General features: G+C 62.3%; 19 protein-coding genes and 1 pseudogene. 13 read left to right on the forward strand and 7 right to left on the reverse strand.

From position 1 onward, the window contains the following. Positions 1–140 precede the first annotated feature (140 nt). Both AC3EML_RS27630 and AC3EML_RS27635 read left to right on the forward strand, forming a co-directional pair. Positions 141–1,667 (forward strand): ABC-F family ATP-binding cassette domain-containing protein, encoded by a 1,527-nt coding sequence (locus tag AC3EML_RS27630; protein WP_488505354.1) that lies wholly within the window; start codon positions 141–143, stop codon positions 1,665–1,667. A gap of 147 nt (positions 1,668–1,814) precedes the next feature. Next, entirely contained in the window at positions 1,815–1,988 is a 174-nt protein-coding gene (locus tag AC3EML_RS27635; protein WP_023672009.1) for a hypothetical protein, read from the forward strand. A gap of 49 nt (positions 1,989–2,037) precedes the next feature. Here AC3EML_RS27635 and AC3EML_RS27640 read toward each other — a convergent pair whose 3' ends face one another. Then, positions 2,038–2,652 carry a glutathione S-transferase family protein gene (locus tag AC3EML_RS27640; protein WP_023691562.1) on the reverse strand — a complete coding sequence of 205 codons (615 nt, stop codon included), beginning with the start codon at positions 2,650–2,652 and terminating at the stop codon, positions 2,038–2,040. A gap of 216 nt (positions 2,653–2,868) precedes the next feature. On the opposite strand from AC3EML_RS27640, the gene AC3EML_RS27645 reads away from it, so the two are divergent. After that, the gene (locus AC3EML_RS27645) at positions 2,869–3,297 is read left to right on the forward strand and encodes a VOC family protein (protein ID WP_023691563.1); all 429 of its coding nucleotides are present in this window, start codon (positions 2,869–2,871) and stop codon (positions 3,295–3,297) included. Positions 3,298–3,368: 71 nt separating this feature from the next. Beyond that, a pseudogene (locus tag AC3EML_RS27650) lies at positions 3,369–3,720 on the forward strand (DUF1428 domain-containing protein). A 7-nt stretch (positions 3,721–3,727) separates the two neighbouring features. Here AC3EML_RS27650 and AC3EML_RS27655 read toward each other — a convergent pair. Beyond that, positions 3,728–5,362: a tetratricopeptide repeat-containing sulfotransferase family protein gene (locus tag AC3EML_RS27655; RefSeq protein WP_352521341.1), complete on the reverse strand. Its 1,635-nt coding sequence runs from the start codon at positions 5,360–5,362 to the stop codon at positions 3,728–3,730. Positions 5,363–5,565: 203 nt separating this feature from the next. Continuing rightward, positions 5,566–5,748 carry a hypothetical protein gene (locus tag AC3EML_RS27660; RefSeq protein WP_023695784.1) on the reverse strand — a complete coding sequence of 61 codons (183 nt, stop codon included), beginning with the start codon at positions 5,746–5,748 and terminating at the stop codon, positions 5,566–5,568. A gap of 320 nt (positions 5,749–6,068) precedes the next feature. Here AC3EML_RS27660 and AC3EML_RS27665 point away from each other — a divergent pair, with 320 nt between their 5' ends. Genes AC3EML_RS27665 through AC3EML_RS27675 form a run of 3 tightly spaced genes read left to right on the forward strand, consistent with a single transcriptional unit; the run spans position 6,069 to position 6,776 of the window. Then, positions 6,069–6,338: a hypothetical protein gene (locus AC3EML_RS27665; RefSeq protein WP_352521342.1), complete on the forward strand. Its 270-nt coding sequence runs from the start codon at positions 6,069–6,071 to the stop codon at positions 6,336–6,338. After that, positions 6,335–6,601: a hypothetical protein gene (locus AC3EML_RS27670; protein WP_023711156.1), complete on the forward strand. Its 267-nt coding sequence runs from the start codon at positions 6,335–6,337 to the stop codon at positions 6,599–6,601. Before AC3EML_RS27665 ends, AC3EML_RS27670 begins: the two co-directional genes overlap by 4 nt. A gap of 37 nt (positions 6,602–6,638) precedes the next feature. After that, the gene (locus tag AC3EML_RS27675; RefSeq protein WP_023683725.1) at positions 6,639–6,776 is read left to right on the forward strand and encodes a hypothetical protein; all 138 of its coding nucleotides are present in this window, start codon (positions 6,639–6,641) and stop codon (positions 6,774–6,776) included. 364 nt (positions 6,777–7,140) lie between these two features. Here AC3EML_RS27675 and AC3EML_RS27680 read toward each other — a convergent pair whose 3' ends face one another. Continuing rightward, positions 7,141–7,557, reverse strand: a complete 417-nt coding sequence (locus AC3EML_RS27680; RefSeq protein WP_023711155.1) for a Kazal-type serine protease inhibitor domain-containing protein — start codon at positions 7,555–7,557, stop codon at positions 7,141–7,143. A gap of 474 nt (positions 7,558–8,031) precedes the next feature. Here AC3EML_RS27680 and AC3EML_RS27685 point away from each other — a divergent pair, with 474 nt between their 5' ends. The 3 genes from AC3EML_RS27685 to AC3EML_RS27695 all read left to right on the forward strand — a co-directional run bounded on the left by AC3EML_RS27685 (position 8,032) and on the right by AC3EML_RS27695 (position 9,427). Beyond that, entirely contained in the window at positions 8,032–8,244 is a 213-nt protein-coding gene (locus AC3EML_RS27685; protein ID WP_006202520.1) for a cold-shock protein, read from the forward strand. 352 nt (positions 8,245–8,596) lie between these two features. Continuing rightward, on the forward strand, positions 8,597–8,809 hold the full coding sequence (locus AC3EML_RS27690; RefSeq protein ID WP_023672019.1) for a cold-shock protein: 213 nt from the start codon (positions 8,597–8,599) through the stop codon (positions 8,807–8,809). Positions 8,810–9,001: 192 nt separating this feature from the next. After that, positions 9,002–9,427, forward strand: coding sequence for a BA14K family protein (locus AC3EML_RS27695; RefSeq protein WP_352461944.1), 426 nt, complete (start codon positions 9,002–9,004; stop codon positions 9,425–9,427). 69 nt (positions 9,428–9,496) lie between these two features. Here the strand turns inward: AC3EML_RS27695 and AC3EML_RS27700 are convergent, their stop codons facing one another. The 3 genes from AC3EML_RS27700 to AC3EML_RS27710 all read right to left on the reverse strand — a co-directional run bounded on the left by AC3EML_RS27700 (position 9,497) and on the right by AC3EML_RS27710 (position 11,720). Then, positions 9,497–10,135, reverse strand: coding sequence for an MBL fold metallo-hydrolase (locus AC3EML_RS27700; protein WP_352461946.1), 639 nt, complete (start codon positions 10,133–10,135; stop codon positions 9,497–9,499). Positions 10,136–10,366: 231 nt separating this feature from the next. Continuing rightward, complete coding sequence (locus AC3EML_RS27705) at positions 10,367–10,681, reverse strand: hypothetical protein (protein ID WP_023686110.1); 315 nt, start codon at positions 10,679–10,681, stop codon at positions 10,367–10,369. A 145-nt stretch (positions 10,682–10,826) separates the two neighbouring features. Further along, positions 10,827–11,720, reverse strand: coding sequence for a branched-chain amino acid aminotransferase (locus AC3EML_RS27710; protein WP_488505355.1), 894 nt, complete (start codon positions 11,718–11,720; stop codon positions 10,827–10,829). 245 nt (positions 11,721–11,965) lie between these two features. On the opposite strand from AC3EML_RS27710, the gene AC3EML_RS27715 reads away from it, so the two are divergent. The 3 genes from AC3EML_RS27715 to AC3EML_RS27725 all read left to right on the forward strand — a co-directional run bounded on the left by AC3EML_RS27715 (position 11,966) and on the right by AC3EML_RS27725 (position 14,697). Next, positions 11,966–12,499: a MarR family winged helix-turn-helix transcriptional regulator gene (locus AC3EML_RS27715; RefSeq protein ID WP_023734975.1), complete on the forward strand. Its 534-nt coding sequence runs from the start codon at positions 11,966–11,968 to the stop codon at positions 12,497–12,499. Beyond that, entirely contained in the window at positions 12,486–13,205 is a 720-nt protein-coding gene (locus tag AC3EML_RS27720) for a response regulator (protein ID WP_023672025.1), read from the forward strand. The genes AC3EML_RS27715 and AC3EML_RS27720 overlap by 14 nt, the downstream gene beginning before the upstream one ends. A 76-nt stretch (positions 13,206–13,281) precedes the next feature. Then, positions 13,282–14,697 carry an ATP-binding protein gene (locus tag AC3EML_RS27725; protein ID WP_352521343.1) on the forward strand — a complete coding sequence of 472 codons (1,416 nt, stop codon included), beginning with the start codon at positions 13,282–13,284 and terminating at the stop codon, positions 14,695–14,697. Positions 14,698–14,918: the final 221 nt, after the last annotated feature.

A 14,918-nucleotide genomic window follows, 5' to 3' on the forward strand; every position in this document is an offset into this window, starting at 1 on the left:
GACCAGGGACATCACGGGTTTTTTCCCGCTTCGATTTTTTTTGGTCTGCCCTTCGTGGTGAGCAAAGCTGAGCCTGATGGCCGGCACGCGCACCGTCAAAGTGCATTGAGCCGGACACCGGCAAGACCAGAGAAATCACAATGGCCCTGATCAGCCTCAAATCCCTCGGCGTCACCATGAGTGCGCCGCTGTTTTCCAACCTCGACCTCACCATCGGCACCGGCGACCGGCTCGGCATCGTTGCCGCCAATGGCCGTGGCAAGTCGACCTTGCTGAAGTGCCTGACCGGCGCAATGGAGCCGACCTCCGGCGACATTTCCCGCACGCGCGGCCTGCGCGTCGGCCATGTCGAACAATCCGTTCCTCCTGCCCTTCTCGGCCGCACCTTCCACCAGGTGGTGGCCGACGCCTTGCCGGCGGGGCAGGCCGACAGCGAGATGTGGCGGGTCGACGTGGCGCTGGATTCGCTCGACGTGCCCGAGCCGATGCGCGAACGGCCGATGCAGGCGCTGAGCGGCGGATGGCAGCGGCTGGCGCTGATTGCCCGCGTCTGGGTCACCGACCCCGATGTGCTTTTGCTCGACGAGCCCACCAACCATCTCGACCTCGCCAAGATCAGCCAGCTGGAAAGCTGGCTGAACGCCCTGCCTCGCGAGGTGCCGGTGGTCATCGCCAGTCACGACCGCGCCTTTCTCGACGCCGTCACCAACCGCACGCTGTTCTTGCGCCCGGAGGACTCGCCGGTGTTTGCACTGCCCTATTCCAGGGCGAGGCAAGCGCTCGACGACCTGGACGCTTCGACGGCGCGCCGGTTCGAGCGCGACATGAAGGTGGCGCAGCAACTGCGCAAGCAGGCCGCCAAGCTCAACAACATCGGCATCAATTCCGGCAGCGACCTTTTGACGGTGAAGACCAAGCAACTCAGGGAACGGGCGGAGAAGCTGGAAGACGCCGCGGTATCGGCGCATCGCGAGAAATCAGCCGGCGCGATCCGGCTGGCCAACCGCGGCACCCATGCCAAGGTGCTGATTACGCTGGACGACGCCACGGTGGAAACGCGGGACGGCATGCTGCTGTTCAAGACCGGCAAGCGCCACATCTGCCAGGGCGATCGCATCGTGCTGCTCGGCCGCAACGGCGTCGGCAAGTCGCGTTTCGTCAACCTGATCCGCAATGCCATCTCCGAGCCTGACACGGTGCCGAACGTCAAGGTGACGCCGTCGACGGCGCTCGGTTACAGCGACCAGGCGCTGGCCGGCATCAGTGGCGACGACACGCCGCTGGCCATGGTCTCGCGCCGCTACGATGTCGGCGAGCAGCGCGCCCGTTCGCTGCTTGCCGGCGCCGGCGTTGTCATTGAGATGCAGGAGAAGAAGATCGGCGTGCTGTCCGGCGGCCAGAAGGCGCGGCTGATGATGCTGGCGCTGAAACTCGCCAACCCCAACTTCTACCTGCTCGACGAGCCGACCAACCATCTCGACATCGACGGCCAGGAAGCGCTGGAGGAGGAACTGCTCAAGCACCAGGCGAGCTGTGTGCTCGCCTCGCACGACCGTTCCTTCATCCGCGCCATCGGCAACCGCTTCTGGCTGATCGACAAGCGGAAGCTGACCGAAGTCGAAGACCCCGAGGATTTCTTCCGCTCAGTGGCTGAAACGGCGGGCTGAGGAACTACCACCATGGGCCGCACTGTGTTGCGGCCCATGGTTTCACATCTCCCAGAATATTTTCAGCGCTCTGTCGGATCGCCTGAACCTGCTGCGTCCTTGGGATGCCGACACGATGATGCCGGCTTCATCTGAGGAGAACGCATCATGTCCATCCTGTCATCCATAGGCCGCGTCGCCGCCCGTTACGCACAGAACCGCGCCCGCTATCGAAGCGAGCGCGAGCTTCTGGCCCTGCCGATCGAACTGCGCAAGGATATCGGCTGGCCGGAAATCCTCATCGACGCGCAAAACGGCCCGCGGATCTGCAGGGCGCCCTGACCATGCGGTCGGGAAAGATCGATGCAGGCCGCCGCGGGGCGACCGTTGCTCAGTCATGCGTATCGCCAGACAGCGGCGTCGCCTGCATCGATCGACGCTTTTCGAACGCCTCGAACCAGCGCGTCAGCCGCGCCCGCGCGCGAAAGGACGGCAGCTGGCGGAACGCCATCCAGGACAGCGTGGTGGCAAGCGCTATATGGCCGACATGGAGCGATGTCTCGGCGTCCAGCGCGCTTTCGATCCAGTCATAGCTGGCCTCGATTTTTTCCCGGTAGCCTTCGGCAAGCGCTGCATAGCGCAACTGTTCGGGCCGCCTTTCCGTCTCCCAGCGCAGGCCTATGCCCGTCTGCGCCAGGCCTTGGGCGACCGCCTGCAGCCGCAACGCCTGCCAGCGCGCTTCGCCGTCCTGCGGCAGCAATTTGCGGCCGTCATGCAGCGTATCCAGATAGGCGCAGATGACATCGGAATCGAAGAGCGGCGGCGCATCCGGCCGCAGCAGCACCGGCACCTTGCCGAGCGGGTTTTCGGCGTAGACACGGGCATTGCGCAAGGTCGGGCTGGTCTCGTGATGAATGACCTCGAGCCGGTCGGCAAGCCCGACCTCATGGGCGAAGACGAGCGCCTTGCGCGCAAAGGGCGAATGGGTCTGGTAATAGAGGATCATTGTCGTCTCAGCGGGTTGGAGAAGCGGTCACCTTTCTAGCCTGCTGACAGCGAGGATTGCGCTCTGATTGGGCGCCGCCGACGCAAGTTCGTTTCGCCAGAAAATCGCATCGGCCCAGAAAATCGCATCAGACATGTAGGATCGCCGCCGCCTCGTTCGTCCTAGGGTTCGCAAGGCCAACCAAGCGCCCAGACCAAACCCAAAGAGGAACAAGACATGACCGACCAGACCCCCATTCAGCCGGCCGCGAAAGTTCTCGGTGGATTGACCCCCTATCTGCAGCTGGACGGCGCCTTCAAGGCCGCCGAATTCTACAAGAAGGCTTTCGGCGCCGAACAGGTGTTCTTCTATCCGCCCGATGAGCAGGGCCGCACCATGCACATTCATCTCCACATCAACGGCTCGACGCTGATGATTTCCGATTTCTACCCCGAAAACGGCATGCCTGCCGTCAAGCCGCAGGGCTATACCATGCAGCTCCATCTCGGCGCCGACGAGATCGATGGCTGGTGGAAGCGCGCAGTCGGTGCCGGCTGCGAAGTCGCAGTGCCGCTGCAGCTGATGTTCTGGGGCGACCAGTGGGGCAACATGCGCGACCCCTTCGGGGTCGAATGGGCGATGAACGCGCCGGCGAAGAAAGACTGACCACCGCTGACAAAGCTCCTCACCGGCTGACGCCGGTAAGGAGCTTTGTGAGATACTCCAAGGAAAACCCAATGTCCTATGTCGATGGTTTCGTGCTCGCCGTGCCGAAGGCAAATATCGATGTACAAGAAGCTGGCCAACCTCGCAGGCCCGATATGGAAGGAACACGGAGCGCTCGCCTATGTCGAATGTACCGCCGACGACGTGCCCTATGGCGAGTTGACCTCGTTTCCGCGTGCCGTTCAGGCAAAAGACGACGAGATCGTCGTCTTCGCCTGGGCCGTCTATTCGTCCAGGCAAAGCCGCGACGCGGTAATGGCCAAGGTTATGGCCGATCCGCGTTTGACGCCCGATTCGGGGCCTATGCCCTTCGATATGAAGCGCATGATCTTCGGCGGCTTCCAGCCCTTCATCGAGCTTTAGCCGCTGCTCAGGCCAGCTTGTCCAGCAGCGGCTTCAACCTGTCGCCATAGCGCTTCCAGAGATCGACCGAACCCTGATACATCGGCTGGCGCACCTGCGCGGCCGAGGCCGTGCGCACCGGACGGTCGGTCTCGTGGAACGACAGCGCCTTGTCGTCCCAGGACAGGCCGAGATGCGCGATCAGCGCCCGCGTCTGTCCCTCTTGGTCGGCCACGAAATCCTCGTAACGCACGTCATGGACGACGCCCGGCAGAACATCGTGCCAATGCGCCATGATGTCGGTGTAGATGTTGTGGAAGTCGGCGAGCTCGCCCAGATCATAGCCGTAGCGGTGGTTGTCGCCGCGGAAATGCACCTTGTAGATCGAAAGGCAGGTCGCCGCCGCATCGCGCGCGCAATGGATGATCTTGGCTTTCGGCAGCATCATATGGATGAAGCCGATGAGCAGGAAGTTGCCTGGCATCTTGTCTGTGACATGCCTGAAGTTGGGATAGCGCTCATGCAGCATGTCGAGATAGGCTTGGCCCGCCTCCGCAAACTCCGCGTCGGATACATCGACCAGTCCCCAGGGGAAACCTCCCGGCATGGTCAGCGGAAATTGCTTGCCGACCGCGGTTTTCAACATGCTGAGCTCGCCCGCGCCATAGACTTGTGGATGGCTGGCGATGATCTGTTCGACCAGCGTGGTGCCGGAGCGCGGCATGCCGACGACGAAAATCGGCGTGTCGTCGGAGATTGCACTTGGCTTGTGCTTTTCGAAAAAGCCGGCGTTGAACACCGTCTTCATCGCCTCGAATTCGGCCCGCGTCCTGACCGGATCATAATCGATGCCCTTGCGGCGGATCGCATTGCCTTCAGCGAAATAGTCGAAGGCCCTGTTGTAGTCCTTCAAATCGTCATTGGCCTTGCCGAGACCGAAGGACAGCTGCATGCGTGCCAGGCTGTCGGCCGGCGCCTTGGCATGCTGGGCCTCCATGCCGGCGAGTTCGGCGTCGCGCTCCTTCTGGCGCTTGACCTGCGTCAGCATCAGCCAGGCTTTTGCCATGCCTGGCGTGATCGCCAACGCCTGCCGGAACAGGTCGGCCGCCTCATCGAGCTTGCCTTTTTCCATCAGCCCGACGCCGAGCCCGTGCAACAGGTCGGCATCCCTGGGCCGGATCGTCAGCGCCTCGCGAAAGGTCGCCAGCGCCTCGTCCAGACGACCGGCTTCCTGCAACGTTTCGGCAAGCCCGATACGGGCGCGGACATGGAAGGGATTGCGCCCGATTGTGCCGCGATAGATGTCCTCCGCAGCCTCGAACTGGCCGAGCTGTTTCAACGCCGAACCCAGATTGTCGCGTGCCGCGAGCTGGTCGGGCTTGAGATCTACCGCGCCGCGGAAGAAATCGGCGGCCGCTGCGATGCTGCCGAGATCGCGCATCACCGTGCCGAGATTGTTGAGGAAATCGGGATTCTTCGGCTGCAGATGCACCGACTGCTCGATCAGCTCCAGCCCTTCGGGGCTGCGCCCGGTCTGGTGCAGCAGCAGGCCCAGGAAATGCGCCGCTGCCGGGTGATTGGCCTTGCGCGCCAGCACCTGCCGGTACAGCGTCTCGGCATCCTGCCGGCGCCCGCCCTGATGCAGCTGCAGCGCCTGCTGCACATATTGGTCGAGGCCCAGCGGCGGCTGTCCGCCAGCTCCAGCACCCGCCGCTCTTCTCTGATCTCTGTTGATGGGAAACCTGCCGTGTTTGTCCGCTTGCCGGACCTAAGGCATGGAAGAGACAGATTCAAGGGTGCCGCCGGATATCCTCTTCGGTCCGGACAAGGTGTTGCTGCGGTTGAACCCAAAGCAGCGCAGCCCGGTCAAATCAACCGGTTGCTTTCGGCGAGCCGGCGCTCCCGCCGCTGCGTGCCGTCGGTGTCGGCAATCTTGCGCCGTGCCGCTTCGTCGCTTCTTATCGTCAGGCGCACTGACATTGCCTTGGGGAAGAGGACGATTGGCTCGATTGTTGCGGTCGGACGATCCGGCGTTTTCATGATTCTCATATATTTTGCCCTTTCGTAAAAAATAATCTTAGGCACTGGAATAATTATTCCGATGCTCTCTAAATAAGAAACTGGTTGATATTGTTCCAGGATAGCAGATTTATTAGAGGTTTATACGAGAAATTTTTATATCGGTCGAGCCGTGGCGGAAATCAGCTTGAATAATCAGCAATTTCGGATTATTGGTCTGAGATCGTTTTTTGGGCCAAGCTTGGCATATAGCGGCGTCGGAGATACTCGACCCGCCAAACTCATTCCAATCGCCGATGGTTGAGTTCCCTGTTGATGCCGGAAAGCATCGACGAACCAGAGCCAAGCCAATGCCGGATCGCACCACCCGTTCCATCGCCCATTTCGCGGCACCCTTCGTGCTTGGCGGGCTGGAAGGGCAACTGCCGGCCGGCGACTATGACATCGATCACGACGAAGAGCTGATCGAGGGCATGTCGCGGCTTGCCTGGCGTCGCGTCGCCACCTTCATCCATTTGCCGACAAGGGCGGTGAAGAACCCGGCCACCAGCCAGCTTGTCGCCATCGACTACCTTGAACTCGAAACAGCGCTGAGGCGCGACCAGGAGAACGCAGCATGATCCGCTTCCAGCAGAATGCGCGTCCGCGCACCGACACGCCCTCGCACCTCTTCGCCATCGGCCAGACCGTGCGCATGAAGAGCCGCAGCGGGCTCGCCCAGAAGACCGCCGAGCTGTTTCAGATCAAGAGCAGATTGCCGGTCAAGGATGGCTCGCCGCAATATCGCATCCGCAGCGAGCAGGAGACCTATGAGCGGGTCACCACGGAAGACAACCTCGAAGTGGCGGACGCCCCGGCTGTCCCCGACAGCCCGGCCGTCTGACACCGCACCCACCCAGCACGTACGAAGGAGCAGACAGATGGCCAAGGGTCAGCAGCGCAGCAATCGCGAAACTCGCAAGCCCAAGAAAGACAAGGTGGTGGCCAAGGCCGCCTCCCCGTTCGGTTCCTCGGTCAAGCAAGCCGAGAGCAGCCTGAAGCCGAAGTCGAAGGGCTGACAAGGCAGGGGCGCGCCTGGCGTACCTGCCAGCAATGGACTGACGATCTCGCGCAAAACTCTGCAACGGAGGCTTGCTTGACGTTCTTCGTCGAGCCGCTCGCGCGACGTCGACGAAGCCACGCTCGACAAGGTATCCTTCTTCCCTTGGAGGTGAGAAGCCGGTCCGCGCAGCAGACGAAAAGCCAATTGTTGGCTTTTCGAGTTTCGAACGCCCTGAGCCTGCGAAGGACCAAGGGTGGTCCGGTGCACCCGCCCGGTCCCCGCTGCTTCGCAGGGTCCCGGCATTCGCCGCCTTTTTTGTCGTGCCAGTGGGACGGTGAATTCGCCTCCGGCGGACTCACCCGACAGGGGAGAAGGAAAAATCAGCAGGGGCCGTCCTCGACGACGCGGTAATCGGCGGCACGGGCCTCGCAGGCGTTGGGAAAGGTGCGCAGCTCGCCATGGCGGCGGGCGCAGACCGGGGCGTATTCGCGCGTGCAGAATGTCGGCTCTTCGCCGCCACCACCGCCACCACCGCCGCCGTCGCGGCAAGGGCCGTCGCGAACGATGCGGTAGCCTTCCCGTTCGGCAAGGCAGGCATTGGCGAAGGTCTGGCGGTCACCGCCGCGCCGCGCGCAGACCGGCTCGTATTGCCTGGTGCAGAATTCCGGTTCCGGCCGTGGCGGGCGCGGACGTGGTCCCGGCCCGTCATCGACGACGACGGTGCAGGCCGCAAGAAGCCCCGACAGGAAGAGAATGGTAAAACCCTGGCGCGAGAAGATCGTCGCAAGAAATCTCATGAATATGCCTCCCTCGAGCCGGCGCAAAACGCGCCTGTCGATCCTCGCCATTCCCTTGCCAAATGCAACCCCCGTTTGCGGCGCGGGAGCCATGCGATGCCCGGCCCGCGCATTGGTTTGGCCCTGGACCAGACCGCTGGACCATGCGTGGCCGGGCTCTGGCTGATGAACTCTTAAGAACCCAGGTTTATCGAAGCGCCTGCGTTGGGATGCGTCGATGGACGCGGCCCGCGGCGCTATCTTGCAACGATCACGTTTCCGTGCGATAAATTTTGTGTTCGGGCATTTGCGACCCGGAGAGCGGAACGTTTTGGACGACCTTTCCCCGATACTGTGAATCTCTGACGGCCCCGTTTTCGGCGGGGGGTTTTACCATGCGCAAATGCAGGACTGCCGAAGCAACCACCGGGACTTGCCCACGATGCCAGGCGGCGGGCAAACCACAAGACTGACACGGGTGAAGGAGTTTCCCCAATGGCCCAGACCGGCACCGTTAAATTCTTCAACGCGACCAAAGGCTTCGGCTTCATCACGCCCGACGGCGGCGCCAAGGATGTGTTCGTCCACATTTCTGCGATCGAGGCCTCGGGCCTGCGTACCCTCGTCGACGGCCAGAAGGTCACCTTCGACGTTGAACCCGACCGCATGGGCAAGGGTCCGAAGGCGGTCAACCTCCGCGCGGCCTGAACCGGCGGTGCCCGCGCGCCCGTCAGGGCGCTCGAAAAAGCACCTCAAGCGTGCTTGAACCGGCGTTGTCAGCCGTCCAGAGTTTCGAAGGCGCGACGTTTCCCGTTGCGCCTTTTTCATGTCCGCCGTCGCCGCAGGCAAAGGACGCTTTTCCGGTCAATGCCGTGGCTGATCGCCGGAGCAATCGTCTGGCGCGAATTGCCTTCGGTGCCACGATCTATTTGAGCAGCCTTCAGCGTTGCCGCCGTCGCCAAAACTTTCTCTTGCCGATAGCGCTAAAATAAAGGACAAATTTCCCTTCGGGCATTTGCCGGCCCGAAACTGGACTTTGTGGGATCAAAGGGAGCTTCCCATGCCGCAGACCGGCACCGTCAAATTCTTCAATCATGCCAAAGGCTTCGGCTTCATTACGCCCGACGACGGGCAGAAGGATGTCTTCGTTCATATTTCGGCCGTGCAGGCTTCGGGTCTTTCCGGTCTGGAGGATGGACAGAAAGTGACATTCGACACCGAGCCGGACAAGCGCGGCAAGGGTCCGAAGGCCGTCAACCTGTCGGTCGGCTAAGCCGGCTCAAGACAGTCCGGACGGAGATTGACGAGGCGGAGCGCCTTGCGTACGCGCTTGGTTTTGCCGCAAGAACTGGATCGTATCAGCCAATTCCGTTCAGCCCCCGTTCAGCCACGGTCTTCTATTAATCGTCCCCTAGGCTGGACCGCATCCCCGAAAACTGTCCGGGCCGGCACGAAGGAGACCAAAATGAATCGCATTTTCAAGACCGCCATCCTGGGCGCCGCTCTCGCCGCGACCACCCTCGCCACCTTGCCTGCCGCCAATGCCAAGGACTGGAGCCGCTGGCATCATGGCCATGGTCGTCATCATAATGGCGACGCGCTTGCGGCCGGTGTCGTCGGCCTTGCGGCCGGCGCTCTGATCGCCGGTGCGCTGAGCAACCCGCAGCCGCGCTACAGCAGCTATGACGACGACTATGACTATCGCGAAGTGCGGCCGGCGCCGGTGCGCCGTTACTATGCCGAACCGCGGGTCGTCTATGCCGACCGCTATGCCGAGCCGTGGACCCGCGACTGGTACGAATACTGCTCGGACCGCTACCGGAGCTTCAATGCCCGCAGCGGCACGTTCACCGGCAATGACGGTGAGCAGCATTTCTGCGTCGCGAATTGAGGCTTCCCTGCCCCAAAAAAAAGCGCTGACCGCAAGGCCAGCGCTTTTTTCGTTGGCAGAAAGACATCGCTAAGTCAGGAAGGGATTGGTCCGCCTTTCCTCGCCAAAGCGGCCACCCGGGCCGTGGCCGCAGATGAAGCCGATCTCGTCACCGAGCGGCAAAAGCTTGTTCTTAATCGAGGCGATCAGCGCCGCATGGTCGCCGCCCGGCAGGTCGGTGCGCCCGACCGAGCCGCGAAACAGCACGTCGCCGACATGAGCGAACTTCGCCGCGCGATTGTAGTATACGACATGGCCGGGCGCATGGCCGGGGCAGTGCAGCACCTCGAACATATGTGAGCCGAACGAAACCGTCTCGTCCTCTGCGAGAAACCGGTCGGGCACGCAGTTGCGCGCCCCGGCAATGCCGTAGCGCTGGCCCTGGTTCTCGAGATTGTCGAGCAATAGCTTGTCGGCTTCGTGCGGGCCGATGATCTCGATGCCGAGTGCCTCCTTCAGCTCCATGGCGCCGCCGGCGTGATCGATGTGGCCATGGGTGATCCAGATCGCAGCGGCGGTGATCGCATTGTCCTTCAGCACCGCCAGCACCTTGTCGATGTCGCCGCCCGGATCGATGACGACGCCATGCTTGTCATCCATGTCGAACAGGATGGTGCAGTTCTGCTGGAAAGGCGTGACCGGCACGATGCCGGCATTGAGCTGACCCATGATTGTCCTTTCGCTGTTCAAGCGTGATGTAGAGGCGCGGGCGAAGGCCGTCCACTGCTGAAAGGCAAACAGTCCGTCCCAAAACAGAAAATGGGCGGCCCAACGGCCGCCCATTTGACGAAGCCTGAGTCTCGAGCAATTCCAGGAAAACTGTAAAGCGGTTTTCCGTCCGGAATTGCGTAAAACAACAAACTAGATCATTCGCCGTGAAACGGTGAATGATCTAGAGGCTTACTTCTTCATCGCGCCCATGACCGCACCGATGATGCCGGTCAGGATGGCGCCGCCGCCGGCGCCGCCGAGCAGGTTTTTGAGGTTCAGCGTATCACCCAATCCGCCCGCTGCCGTGGCAGCCGCTGCCGGGTCGGCCGTGCCGCCGAGCAGGCTGCCGAGGATCGCCGCGCCGCCGACGCCGCCAACGGCGCCACCGATGATTTTGGTCAGCTGGCCCATCGCCGCATTCTTCAGCGCAACGCCGACCGCCTGACCACCGACAACACCTGCAATTACCTGTACAACGAGCGCAATGAGCGTATTCGTATCCATGTACCTAGTCCCTCCATAGCTGCCAGCCTCCCGGGCCGACACCATCATGAGACGCTGAATTGTACGAAAGTCAAATGCACAGATGCTGAAATAAAGAGGCCGGCCTCAAAACCGCCCCTGCTTGCGAAAAAAGCTGTGACTTTCGTTATTCTGCGGCTATCGCATGCTTAGGTTGCACCGCAGCAGAATAGTCGTTCATCAAAGTCTTGGCGATCTCGCCGACCTCGAATCGGTACGGACCGATCTCGGAGACCGGCGTCACTTCCGCTGCCGTTCCGGTGAGGAAGCACTGTTCGAAGCCTGCGAGTTCCTCAGGCATGATGGCGCGCTCGACGACTTCAAGGCCGCGGTCTTTCGCGAGGCCGATGACGGTGCGGCGGGTGATGCCGTCGAGGAAGCAATCGGCCTTCGGCGTGTGGATCTTGCCATCCTTGACGAAGAAGATGTTGGCGCCCGTTGCTTCGGCGACCTGGCCGCGCCAGTCGAGCATCATGGCATCGGCATAGCCCTTGGCCTCGGCGGCATGCTTGGACATGGTGCAGATCATGTAGAGGCCGGCGGCCTTCGACTTCGACGGCGCGGTGCGCGGATCGGGCCGGCGCCATTCCGCCAGATCGAGACGGATGCCCTTGAGCTTCTGCGCCGGGTCGAAATAGCTCGGCCATTGCCAGATGGCGATGGCGCAGTTGATGCGGCTGTTCTGCGCCGACACCCCCATCTGTTCGCTGCCGCGCCAGGCGATCGGCCTGACATAGGCGTCCTGGAAACCCTGCTTCTTCAGAAGCGTGGTCGAGGCGTCATTGAGCTCGGCCACGGAATAGGGAATATTGAAGCCGAGCAGGCGCGCCAATTCATGCAGACGCTCGGTGTGCTCGTTGAGCTTGAAGATGGCGCCGCCATAGGCGCGCTCGCCCTCGAAGACGGCGCTGGCATAGTGCAGGCCGTGGGTCAGCACGTGGATCTTGGCGTCGGCCCATTTGACGAACTCGCCGTTGATCCAGATGAAGCCGTCCAGTTGGTCGAAGGGAACGGATGCCATGGAAACCTCCCGCGGGCGGCGACCCGCACATCATTAGTGTTGTTTTTTGTTGCGCGACAGCCGCGTCGGGCGGCCCTTGAAGCGTAAGCGGAGAATCGAACTCTGGCAAACTCAGGAAGTTCCGGAAAAACCGCACTCCCTTGCCTTTTCGTTCGCATTCACCCGAAAAGCTTGTCAAAAATTACCATTGCGGGGAAATTACGTCAATAGTACTGACATAATTTCCCTCTATGGACGGAGAAATGATGACGGATCGAAGCCCAGCTGCCGGAAAACCGATCAAGACGCCGATCACCGACGAGGACGGCATCGACTTCGCCATCATCGAACTGTTCTTCTTTGCGTATCGCGATTTCACTTCCGATCCGGACCAAATCCTGGCCGATTACGGCTTTGGCCGCGCCCATCACCGTGTGCTGCATTTCGTCAACCGCCGGCCGGGACTGACGGTCGCCGAACTGCTCGACGTGCTCAAGATCACCAAGCAGAGCCTGGCGCGGGTGCTCAAGCAGCTGATCGACACCGACCATGTCGTCCAATTGCAGGGTCCGCGCGACCGCCGCCAGCGGGAGCTCTATCCGACAGCCAAGGGCCGCGCCTTGGCGCTGGCCCTGGCGCGGCCACAGTCACGCCGCATCCGTGCTGCATTGGAAGATTCCGGAGCCAGCGAGCGTCCCTTGATCGAACGATTCCTGGAAGCCATGGTCAATCCGGAACTAAGGGCGCAGATCGACATTGTGCCTGCAAACATGTCAGGGAAAAGCCATGGAGACCATTGAGAGGGTGGACCAGCCGACGGCGCCGGACGATGACGCGCCGCATCTGCTTGTGGTCGACGACGACACCCGCATCCGCAATTTGCTCAAGCAGTATCTGACCGAAAATGGCTTTCGCGTCACTGTCGCCGGAAATGCCGGCGAGGCCAGGCGCAAGCTCGCCGGGCTCGACTTCGACCTCCTTGTCCTCGACGTCATGATGCCCGGAGAGACCGGCGTCGACCTCACCAAGGCGCTGCGGGCGGAGAAGAACGTGCCGATCCTGATGCTCACCGCGCTATCGGAAACCGACAGCCGCATCACCGGGCTCGAGGCCGGCGCCGACGACTATCTGCCCAAGCCCTTCGACCCGCGCGAACTGATCCTGCGCATCAACAACATCCTGCGCCGCGGCGGCCCGGCGACGACGCCCAAGGTCGAGCAGCTGGTCTTCGGCCCCTACACCTTCCAGATCGCCAGGCGCGAGCTGAAGCGGGGCGGCGAGGCGCTGAAGCTGACCGACCGCGAGCAGGAGATCCTGGCGATCTTTGCCGCGCGGGCCGGCGAAACCATCCCGCGCCATGAGCTTGTCGGCGACGATTCGGAAGTCGGCGAGCGCACCATCGACGTTCAGATCAACCGGCTGCGCCGCAAGATCGAGCGCGATCCGTCCAATCCGGTCTGGCTGCAGACGGTGCGCGGTATTGGGTATCGGCTCAGCGTGGAATAGAATGCCGCTGACGGCCGTCCTTTGGCCATAGATATGTGGCCATCGACCAGCGGCCATTGACCCAGCGGAAGGATAAATGGCGACCACGCAACTGGAACGGCCGGAACAAGGCGGCTTTGGCGCGCGCGTATCACGCGCGCTGAAAGCAATGCCGCGTGCCTGGAAGCGGTTCTGGCGGCTGGTTGCGTTCTATATGCCCAAGCGGCTTTATGCCCGCTCGCTGATCATCGTCATCGCGCCGATGATCCTTCTGCAGTCGGTCGTCGCCTTCGACTTCATGGAACGCCACTGGGCAACCGTGACGCAGCGCCTGTCGCAGGCCACCGTGCGCGACATCGCCGCGATCATCGACATGATCGAGACCTATCCGCACGATGGCGACTACGCGAACATCATCCGCATCGCCCAGGACCGCATGCAGTTGAAGGTCGACCTCTTGCCGCCCGACCCGTTGCCGGCGCCTGGACCCAAGCCCTTCTTCTCGATCCTTGACGACGTCCTTTCCACCGAGATCACCCGCCAGATCAACCGCCCGTTCTGGATCGACACGGTCGGCAATTCCAACATCGTCGAGGTCCGCATCCAGCTCGAGGGCAAGGTGCTGCGCGTCTTCGTGCGCCGCAGCCAGGCCTATGCCTCCAACACCCACATCTTCCTGATCTGGATGGTCGGGACGTCACTGGTGCTGCTGACGATTGCCATCCCCTTCCTTCGCAACCAGATCCGGCCGATCCTGTCTCTGGCCGAGGCCGCCGAAAGCTTCGGCAAGGGCCGGCCGATGCCGCGCGATTTCCGCCCACGCGGCGCCGAGGAGGTCCGCCGGGCCGGCTTTGCCTTCATCCAGATGCGCGAGCGCATCGAACGCCAGCTGGAACAGCGCACCGCCATGCTGACCGGCGTCAGCCACGATCTCAGAACCATCCTCACCCGCTTCAAGCTGCAGCTGGCGCTGGCCGGCGGCAAGCCCGAGACCAAGGCCGCGCTCAACCAGGACATCGACGACATGCAGTCGATGCTGGAAGGCTATATCGCCTTTGCCCGCGGCGAAGCGTCGGAAGATGCCGGCCATTTCGATCTCGAGGCCTATTTCCAAAAGCTCGGCGAGGAGGCGTCGCTGCACAAGCGCAAGCTATCGACGGTGCTCGCCGGTGATCCGGACGTGCATGTGCGCCCGCACGCTTTCGCCCGGCTGTTGTCCAATGTCGCCGGCAATGCCTTGCGCTATGCCAAGACGGTGGAGATCAGCGCCGATCACGGCCGCGGCTCGCTCGTCGTCACCATCGACGATGACGGTCCGGGCATTCCGCTGGAAAAGCGCGAGGACGTGTTCAAACCGTTCGTGCGGCTCGACGAGGCGCGCAACCTCGACGCCAGCGGCACCGGCCTTGGCCTCTCCATCGCCCGCGACATCGCCCGCAGCCATGGCGGCGACATCACGCTGGAAGACAGCCCGCTCGGCGGCCTGCGGGCGGTGATCAAGGTGCCCGCCTGACCAAAGCATGATCTGAAAGGCGGGTTCAGCCAAAACCACCTTCATCCGCCCGTCATGAAACCATGGTCAAGAGCGCGCATGAAGCGCGCGACCTCAGTTGATTCAGCTCAGCCGCCTCACTTCGACCTCGTGCCTGCCCGGGTGCGCTGGAGCGAAGCGAGGGCAGCCGGGCCGTACCGCTATCGCATCAAGGCAACCGTCGACCCGAGCAAAGGACCGCC

Source organism: Mesorhizobium sp. P170090 (assembly GCF_057786115.1).